Origin of the sequence: Arthrobacter sp. CAL618, assembly GCF_000468215.1 — a bacterium.
In the GTDB taxonomy this organism is placed as follows: Bacteria; Actinomycetota; Actinomycetes; order Actinomycetales; family Micrococcaceae; genus Arthrobacter_D.
Genome location: NZ_ASZW01000099.1, coordinates 9495 through 17520, shown reverse-complemented (window position 1 = coordinate 17520; position 8026 = coordinate 9495). Strand labels below are relative to the sequence as shown.

9 protein-coding genes and 1 pseudogene are annotated in these 8026 nt (G+C 65.1%); 2 read left to right on the top strand and 8 right to left on the bottom strand.

The genetic code is table 11. From position 1 onward, the window contains the following. Window positions 1-431: hypothetical protein (locus K728_RS0106495; protein ID WP_019483306.1), on the top strand; the 431-nt coding region annotated here is incomplete at its 5' end. A 158-nt stretch (window positions 432-589) separates the two neighbouring features. Here the strand turns inward: K728_RS0106495 and K728_RS0106490 are convergent. From K728_RS0106490 to K728_RS18630, 8 genes and pseudogenes are all read right to left on the bottom strand, one after another. Further along, on the bottom strand, window positions 590-1444 hold the full coding sequence (locus K728_RS0106490) for a hypothetical protein (protein ID WP_019483305.1): 855 nt from the start codon (window positions 1442-1444) through the stop codon (window positions 590-592). Window positions 1445-1447: 3 nt separating this feature from the next. Continuing rightward, the gene (locus K728_RS0106485; RefSeq protein WP_019483304.1) at window positions 1448-2248 is read right to left on the bottom strand and encodes an exodeoxyribonuclease III; all 801 of its coding nucleotides are present in this window, start codon (window positions 2246-2248) and stop codon (window positions 1448-1450) included. A gap of 28 nt (window positions 2249-2276) precedes the next feature. Beyond that, on the bottom strand, window positions 2277-3101 hold the full coding sequence (gene nadE, locus K728_RS0106480) for an ammonia-dependent NAD(+) synthetase (RefSeq protein WP_019483303.1): 825 nt from the start codon (window positions 3099-3101) through the stop codon (window positions 2277-2279). A gap of 102 nt (window positions 3102-3203) precedes the next feature. Then, complete coding sequence (locus K728_RS0106475; protein ID WP_019483302.1) at window positions 3204-4202, bottom strand: sugar phosphate isomerase/epimerase family protein; 999 nt, start codon at window positions 4200-4202, stop codon at window positions 3204-3206. A gap of 8 nt (window positions 4203-4210) precedes the next feature. After that, window positions 4211-5319: pseudogene (locus K728_RS18635) on the bottom strand (Gfo/Idh/MocA family protein). Beyond that, a complete protein-coding gene (locus K728_RS0106465) occupies window positions 5316-6053 on the bottom strand; it encodes a sugar phosphate isomerase/epimerase family protein (RefSeq protein WP_019483300.1) in 738 nt (245 codons plus the stop codon). The pseudogene K728_RS18635 and the gene K728_RS0106465 overlap by 4 nt, the downstream one beginning before the upstream one ends. Window positions 6054-6081: 28 nt before the next feature. After that, on the bottom strand, window positions 6082-7242 hold the full coding sequence (locus K728_RS0106460; RefSeq protein WP_024476244.1) for a Gfo/Idh/MocA family protein: 1161 nt from the start codon (window positions 7240-7242) through the stop codon (window positions 6082-6084). After that, window positions 7239-7688 carry a TIM barrel protein gene (locus K728_RS18630; protein WP_024476243.1) on the bottom strand — a complete coding sequence of 150 codons (450 nt, stop codon included), beginning with the start codon at window positions 7686-7688 and terminating at the stop codon, window positions 7239-7241. The genes K728_RS0106460 and K728_RS18630 overlap by 4 nt, the downstream gene beginning before the upstream one ends. 116 nt (window positions 7689-7804) lie before the next feature. Between K728_RS18630 and K728_RS23115 the strand changes: the two genes are divergently transcribed. After that, a partial coding sequence (locus K728_RS23115; protein ID WP_443110933.1) for a helix-turn-helix domain-containing protein occupies window positions 7805-8026 on the top strand: 222 nt, incomplete at its 3' end.

Genomic DNA, 8026 nt, shown 5'->3' with positions numbered 1-8026 from the left:
CCCGCCTGCACTCGGCCGGTCATGTGGTGGACCTGGCGGTTGAACGGCTCGGCCTGCCCTGGGTTCCAGGCAAAGGCGCACACTATCCCCACATGTCCTTCGTCGAATACAACGCTGCGCTGGCTCCGGAGGAAACCGAAGCCACGCTCGTGAGGATCCAGCAGGCAGCGCGTGATGTGGTCGGCGCCGGAAGCACCAACGAAATCAGGTTCATGCCGGTATCGGAGATGGGCGACTACTGCCGCAACGTTCCGGACAACATCCCCACCAACAAACCAGCACGGATCGTGCTGTACAGCGATGACTTCGGAGTCCCCTGTGGTGGCACCCATGTCCGGGACGTCAGCGACATCGGCACCCTGACCATCACCAAGATCAAGTCCAAGAAGGGCGTCACCAAGGTGTCCTACGCCGTGGAGGGGATCAACTAGCGCCGTCGTCGTCCGGTCTGGTGAGCGACCTGGACGTTGGCCCCCGACGTCAAGGTTCCTCACCGGAACGGCGCAGGTGGCGGCCGACGACGACGGCGCGCGCCCGGGCAGGCGGCTGGCAGCGAGGTGCTGGTGTCGATGTGGCCGGTAGCAGGCGGCTAGTTGGCGCGGGCCAACTGGCGGATCGGGATCCAGCGGGAGGCCAACCGACGATACGACGCTGCGGCGCCCGTCATGTCGCCTTCCGCCAGGCACTCGATGCCCATCCTGACGTCCATGGGTGACTCGTCGGGGAACACCAGGTCGGCGACCGGGCCGTAGTCGAGTTCCACCACCGCGTCGAGACGGAACAACTGGAGCCATTCGATAATGTCTGTCAGGTCATCGAGCAGGTCCAGCTCCGGCGCAGCGATCGCCAGAGACGCCATCGCGTGCTTGGCCCGCTCGATGCATTCGTGCACCGCCGCGGCCATCCGCACGGTGCGGACCTTGCCGCCGTCCTCAATCACCTCGGTGAGATCGTCTTCGTGGATCAGGACAAACCAGGAGAATGGAATCCCCCAGGTGGCTGATCGGGTGTGGAGCTTGGCGGTCGTCTCGGCGACGGTCTCGGGATCGAGTCGCGCCTGGTGTGCGTCGGTTGCCGCTTCGGGCAGCAACACATCCACCAGCGGACCGCGAATCGTTTGTCCCAGCGACTCGGCTGCCAGCGAGGTGCGGACCGCCAGCTGATTGGGGCAATAGTACTGAGCGGTGACGCCGTTAGTGCCGGGGAAATGAAGGACCCGGACCAGGTCTGCCCCGTGGTGGGGGAACGGGTCCGACACCTGGCGAAGAATCCGCTGCAGCGAGTTGTTGCGTTCAATCCCCTCGGTGTCCTTGCGTTCCCGCGACCGCTGCTCCAAAATCACCAGTTGCTGGGCGTCGCTGAATGCCTCAAGCGGTTCGAAGACCCTGAGGAACGACACGTAGGGGAAGGTGTGGCCCGTGGCGGCCGGACCGATGGCCGCCATCAGTTACCCCAGCTCCACAATGACCGGTGCATGGTCCGAGGCGCCCTTGCCCTTGCGTTCCTCCCGGTCGATCGAGGCGCCGGTCACACGCTCGGCAAGCGCCGGAGATGCCAGCACGAAGTCGATCCGCATGCCCATTTTCTTGGGGAAGCTCAGCTGCTTGTAATCCCAGTATGTGTAGACGCCGGGGCCCGGGGTGTGGGGGCGGGCGACGTCGGTGAAGCCCGAGTTTTCGAACGCGTGGAAGGCGGCGCGCTCCGCCGGGCTGACATGGGTGTAGCCCTCCCGCTGGAACAGGTCGATATCCCAGACGTCCTCATCCTGGGGGGCGATGTTCCAGTCGCCGGTCAGGGCGATCTGCGCCGTCGGGTCGGTTTCGATCCAGCCAAGGGCTTTTGCCCGCAGAGTGTCGAGCCAATCAATCTTGTACTGCATATGGGGGTCGTCGAGGGACCGTCCGTTGGGGACATACAGGCTCCAGACCCGCACGCCGCCACAGGTGGCACCGATAGCGCGGGCTTCCTGGATCGGCTCCGCGTCCTTCCCGAAGAGGGGCTGATCCTCGAAGGTGCGTTCGACGTCGTCGAGCCCCACCCGGGAGGCGATCGCGACGCCATTCCACTGGCTCAGACCAAAGTGGGCCACCTCGTAGCCGTTGGCTTCGAACAGATCCCAGGGGAAGTTCTCGTCCTTGCATTTGGTCTCTTGAATTGCGAGGACATCGACGTCGGAGCGGTCTAGCCAGGCTTCGACGCGGTCCGCGCGGGCTCGGAGGGAATTTACGTTCCAGGTGGCAATCTTCACAGGGAACACGTTACCAATGTCCCGGGCGTCAGCCCCGCCACCAGGTGTCCAGAATGGTGACAGGGACGGTGCGCTTGTGGCGGGTCATGGTGTGGCGGCGCTCAATCGCGAGAGCAGCCCACTCTTCCACCTCCCTGCCTTCCAGATAGTCGTCAATCTGGTCGTAGGTGATTCCCAGTTCGTGTTCGTCGGTGCGGCCGGGCTGATGATCCAGCAGATCAGCCGTCGGCACCTTGGTGTAAACCTGGGGCGGCGCGCCGAGTTCCTTGAGCAGCTCCCGGTTCTGGCGCTTGTTGAGGCCAAACAGCGGCAGAATGTCAGCACCGCCGTCGCCGTACTTGGTGAAGAACCCGGTGACCGATTCCGCTCCGTGGTCGGTGCCAATCACCAGGAGGTTGTGCTGGCCGGCGAGCGCGTACTGGGCAATCATCCGCGCCCGGGCCTTGATGTTTCCCTTGGTGAAGTCGGAGATGTCCTCACCCGTGGCACTGGCATACTCCGCTTCGAACCCGTCAACAGCTGCTGCGACGTTGAAGGTGCGCTGGCTTTTCGGCTGAATAAACTCCAGGGCCGCCTGCGCGTCATCCTCATCCTGCTGTTCCCGGTAGGGGAGGCGGACGGCGATGAAGTCCGCCTCAGTCCCTTCCTCGGCCAGTTCAGTCACGGCCAGCTGGGCGAGCCTGCCGGACAGCGAAGAGTCCACTCCGCCGCTGATCCCGAGAACAAAACCGTTGGTCCCGGTGGCCTTGAGGTAGTCCTTCAGAAAGGTGACCCTGGCACGGATTTCCGTTGCGGGATCGATGGTGGGCCGCACGCCCATTTCCTCAATGATGCTGGCTTGGTTTTCGCGCATGTGGAAAGGCTACTACGGTGGCGTTTCCGGTGCGTTACGGCAAATCACACGGCCGCTACACCGGCCCGCCCTACAGGGGCCGCGCCCTGGGACAGGAGCCCGCTACTGCTTGAAGGCAGCATCGAAGGAGGCGCCCGAGGGCCCGAAGTTAAACTGCCTCAGGAAGGCCAGGGCTTCGGGTGCACCCTGCAGCCGGTCCATCCCGGCGTCCTCCCACTCCACTGAAATGGGCCCGTCGTAGCCGATGCTGGTCAGTGCCCTGAAACTGTCCTCCCACGGCACATCGCCGCGGCCCGTGGACACGAAGTCCCAGCCGCGCCGGGAATCTCCCCACGGCAGGTGCGAGGACAGGATGCCGTTGCGGCCGCCGCCCATCCGCATCTTCGTGTCCTTGCAGTCGACGTGGTAGATCCGGTCCGCGAAGTCGGAGATGAACGCCACCGGGTCGATCTGCTGCCACATGAAGTGGCTGGGGTCCCAGTTCAAACCGAAAGCCGGCCGGTGCCCGATGGCCTCGAGCGCCCGCTGGGTGGACCAGTAGTCGTAGGCGATCTCCGACGGGTGCACCTCATGGGCAAACCGGACCCCGCACTCGTCGAACACGTCGAGGATGGGGTTCCAGCGGTCCGCAAAGTCCTGGAAGCCGGCGTCGATCACGTCCTGGGACACCGGCGGGAACATGGCCACGTACTGCCAGATCGAGGAACCGGTGAACCCCACCACCGTTTTCACCCCGAGCTTCTGGGCCAGCCGCGCGGTGTGCTGCATTTCCTCGGAGGCGCGTGCCCTGACGCCGTCGGGCTCCCCATCGCCCCAGACCCGGGCGCCGACGATGGCCTGGTGCCTGAAGTCGATCGGGTCGTCGCACACGGCCTGACCCTTGAGGTGGTTGGAGATGGCCCACACTTTCAGCCCGTTACGTTCCAGAATGTCCAGCCGGCCAGCGATGTACTCATCGTCGTCCCAGCGCCACGCATCCAGATGGTCCCCGGAGACGGCGACCTCCAACCCGTCGTAGCCCCATTCGCCCGCCAGCCTGGCTACCTCCTCGAAGGGTAGATCGGCCCACTGGCCGGTGAACAGGGTGTAGTTGCGTGCCATGGTGTCTCCTAGGAAAGGGTGAGCTGGGACGGGTCCCAGTCCTCGGGAAGGGGATCGAGTGCTGCGGCGGAACTGGTCACCGGCACGAATGCTCCGGTGTCGACTGATTCGGCAATCGCCACCATCGCATCGAGAATGTGGAAACCGGTTGAGCCCTGCGCGCGGTGAGGTACGCCTGCCCGGATAGCCCGTGCCATGTCCAGCACGCCGGAACCACGGCCGAATACCGACCCGACGGCGGGTATGGTCTCCCAATCATCGGCACCGTGCCGGTGCAACCGGACCTCCCCGTGGAACTCGTTCGGGTCGGGGAAAGCGATGGTGGCATCGGTCCCGGTGATTTCGACGAAACCCGTTCGGGGCCTGGGGGAGTCGAAACTGAAGATACTCTGCGACGACCGGCCGCCGTCGAACTCTGCCAGGGCACTGACATGGGTGGGCACGGACACCCTAAACGATTCACCCGCCTTGGGCCCCGAGCCGATGACCCGGGTGTCCCGCGCGCGGGAGCCGAGGGCCGCGACCCGCCGGATGGACCCGAACGCCTGCACCAGGGCGGTCAGATAGTAGGGGCCGATGTCGAAAAGGGGCCCTGCCCCCGCCTGGAACAGGAAGGCAGGATTGGGATGCCATGATTCCGGGCCCGGGGACTGCATCAGGGTGAGGGCGGTCAACGGCGTGCCGATATCGCCGCGCCGGATGGTGCGCAGCCCAGTCTGGAGCCCCGCGCCGAGGAAGGTGTCGGGGGCGCATCCCAGCCGGACTCCCGCTGCTTCGGCCGCGGCCAGTAGCTCGGCTCCGGAGGCGCGGTCGAGGGAGAACGGCTTCTCGGACCAGACATGCTTTCCGGCCGCGACGGCGGCAAGGGCCACCGGCACGTGGGCGGCGGGGGTCGTCAGGTTGACGATAATTTCCACGTCCGGGTGAGACAGGGCAGCTTCAACCCCACCCGNCCCGCCGCTGCCACGCCGAACTCGGCGGCGCGGGTGCGCGCGGCATCCTCAAAGAGATCGGCGACGATGTGAACGTGGAGGTCGGGGAAAGCGGTGAGGTTGGTCAGGTATTCCTTGCTGATCACCCCGGCGCCGATCACGCCGACGCCGACAGGGCCCCTCATGCGCCGGTCCGGGCAAGCAGGAACCGGCGGCTCTCCTCAATGGCGGTGAAAAGGTCCCCGGCGCTGTCGTCGAGTTCGACCACTGCCGTTTCGACTGTCGACGACGCGGCCAGGACCCCCTCGATGTCCATCCGTCCGGCGCCGACTGCCACCTGGGATTTGTTGTCCTGGTCGACTGCACCGTCCTTGATATGGATGAGCCGGACCCGGTCACCGAGGCGTCCCAGCAGGGCCGCCGGATCCTGCCCGCCGACCGCCACCCAATAGGTGTCCACTTCCAGGACTACCGACTGATGCAGGTTTTCGGCCAGTACCTCAAGACCAGTGCGGCCATCAAAATCGGTCTCTATTTCGAACCAGTGGTTGTGGTAGCCCACGCGCAACCCATACTCCGCGGCGAGCGTCGCAGCCTCATTGAGCTGCGCGGCCGTGGCGGCGATGTCGGCAACCGATGTCCAACGGTCGGGGTGCACATAAGGATCGATCACGGTGCGCATCCCGAGGGTGCGGGCCGCCTCGAAGATCCTTGCCTGGTCGGTTGAGAGCAGTGGTGCGTGCCCGGAGGGTGCCGAAAGGTGGTTCCGTTTCAGGGCTGCAGCCAGCGGAGCCGGATCCGCGGCGAAGTTGTACGGCTCGACGTTGGTGAAACCCATCGCCGCGATCCGGTCAATGGTGCCATCGAGGTCCGCTTCGAGGGCGTCGCGGACGGTGTAGAGCTGGACGGACAGTTCCATAGGTTTCTCCTGCGTGCAATAGATCGTCTCAGGCGGGTGCGACGGCGGCGCCCGCCTGGGCGGCGCTGGCCTCCACTGCGGCCAGTACCCGCTGGGTTGCCAATCCGTCCTCGAACGACGGCGTCGTCGGTGTGCCCGAGTCGATCGCTGTGAGGAAGTCGGCTGCCTGGCTGGTGAAGGTGTGGTCCCAGCCGAGGGTGTGCCCGGCGGGCCACCAAGCTCCAAGGTACGGGTGGGATGGCTCGGTGACCAGTATTTTGCTGTACCCCTGCAACTCTGCCGGTGTGCCGCTGTCGAAGTACTGCAACTCGTTCAGGTGCTCCAAATCGAAGCGCAGCCCACCCCGGGAACCATAGATCTCAATCTGCAGCGAGTTCTTGCGCCCCGTCGCGAACCGCGAGACTTCAAGGCTGGCGACCGCCCCGGAGGCGAGTCGCAGGGTGGCCCAGGCGGCGTCGTCGACGGTTACCTGTTCGGGGCCGGCCGGGCCGGGACGCTCCGCCACGAACGTATTGACCGTGCCGGACACGCTCGCCACCGGGTCATCGAGCAGGAAGGCCACCTGATCAACAGCATGCGATGCCAGGTCGCCCAGGGCACCGGAACCGGCCGATGCCTTGCGCAGACGCCAGCTCATGGCGGCCCGCTCGTCGGCTAGCCAGTCCTGCAGGTAACTCACGCGAATCTGACGGACGTCCCCCACCCGCCCGTCAGAAATCAGGGTCCGCGCCAGGGCGAGCGCGGGAAGTCGTCGATAGTTGAAGCCGACCATCGACTGGACGCCGCGGGACCGGGCTGCCACAGCCGCTGCGACCATCAGCTCGGCTTCGGCAACCGAGTTGGCGAGCGGCTTCTCGACGATGACGTGTTTGCCTGCCTCCAACGCGGCGATCGCCAGTTCGGCGTGCAGGTGGCCGGGGGTGCAGATGTCGACAATGTGGATATCGTCGCGCTCCAGCACTTCCCGCCAGTCGGTGGAGCTTTCGGCCCAGCCGAATCGGGTGGCGGCGTCGGCGACGTGACCGGCGTCCCGACCAACCAGGAGCTGCTGGGTCACGCGAGGGGTCGGATAAAAAGCGTTCACATTGCGCCAGGCGTTCGAGTGCGCCTTCCCCATGAAGGAGTAGCCGAGAACGGCCACCCCGAGCGTGCCGGGCACGGCAGCTGCTGCCGAGGCGGGGGTGGTCATCGGTGGTCTCCTTGAGGCAGGGGCGTAGCGGTCCTGGGCGGCGTGATCGAGCGCAGGAAGGCGAGGCCGTCTTGGGCTAGCCGGTCCTGGGACTCGGCGAGGGGCCGCCAGATGGAGGCGGCGATGGCAATGCTGGCGTTGTGCGAGGTGAAACTCTCAATATTCAGTGGACCCTCGTAGCCCACCGTATCGAGGGCTTCGAGGATGCCGGTCCAGTCGGTCTGGTCGCCGCCGGGGGCACCACGGTCATTGCCGCAGACCTGGACGTGCACCAGGTGTTCTCCGGCACTGATGATGGCGGCCGCAGACGAACGATCCTCGATGTTCAGGTGGAGGGAGACATCTTTCAGCACCTCAATACCAAAGAAACTCTTGGACAGTCCGGAGACACTTAGCACCGTCGAGGTGCTGTCCCGAGACTCTGAGGGGAAGACATCGTTATCCACCAGCCCACTGTGACATGGAACTTATACTTTTGTCGAGCATCATTCAAAAGTAGGCCGTTGTACATGAATTAGTGGAATGTGAGACACGCCGAAGTTCCGCGTGGTTTACTGAAACTGTGTTGAAGATTGAGTCCGAAAAGCAGGCCCGAACCTCGGCTTTACCTGCTCCTGGTGCCAGCGAGGTGTTCCAGCTCCTCCGCGATGGGCAGCCGCGGACCCGGGCGGAACTGGCTCAGCTCACCGGGCTGGCCCGGTCAACCGTCGCTTCACGGGTGGAGACGCTGATGACCCTCGGGTTGGTCGCCCCGTACGGGGGTGCCGTGTCGACCGGCGGCAGG

Coding starts and splice junctions, on each gene's coding strand:
- K728_RS0106490 (WP_019483305.1), bottom strand. CDS start 1,444: ATGGCGGCCATCGGTCCGGCCGCCACGGGCCACACCTTCCCCTACGTG.
- nadE (WP_019483303.1), bottom strand. CDS start 3,101: ATGCGCGAAAACCAAGCCAGCATCATTGAGGAAATGGGCGTGCGGCCC.
- K728_RS0106475 (WP_019483302.1), bottom strand. CDS start 4,202: ATGGCACGCAACTACACCCTGTTCACCGGCCAGTGGGCCGATCTACCC.
- K728_RS0106465 (WP_019483300.1), bottom strand. CDS start 6,053: ATGGAACTGTCCGTCCAGCTCTACACCGTCCGCGACGCCCTCGAAGCG.
- K728_RS0106460 (WP_024476244.1), bottom strand. CDS start 7,242: ATGACCACCCCCGCCTCGGCAGCAGCTGCCGTGCCCGGCACGCTCGGG.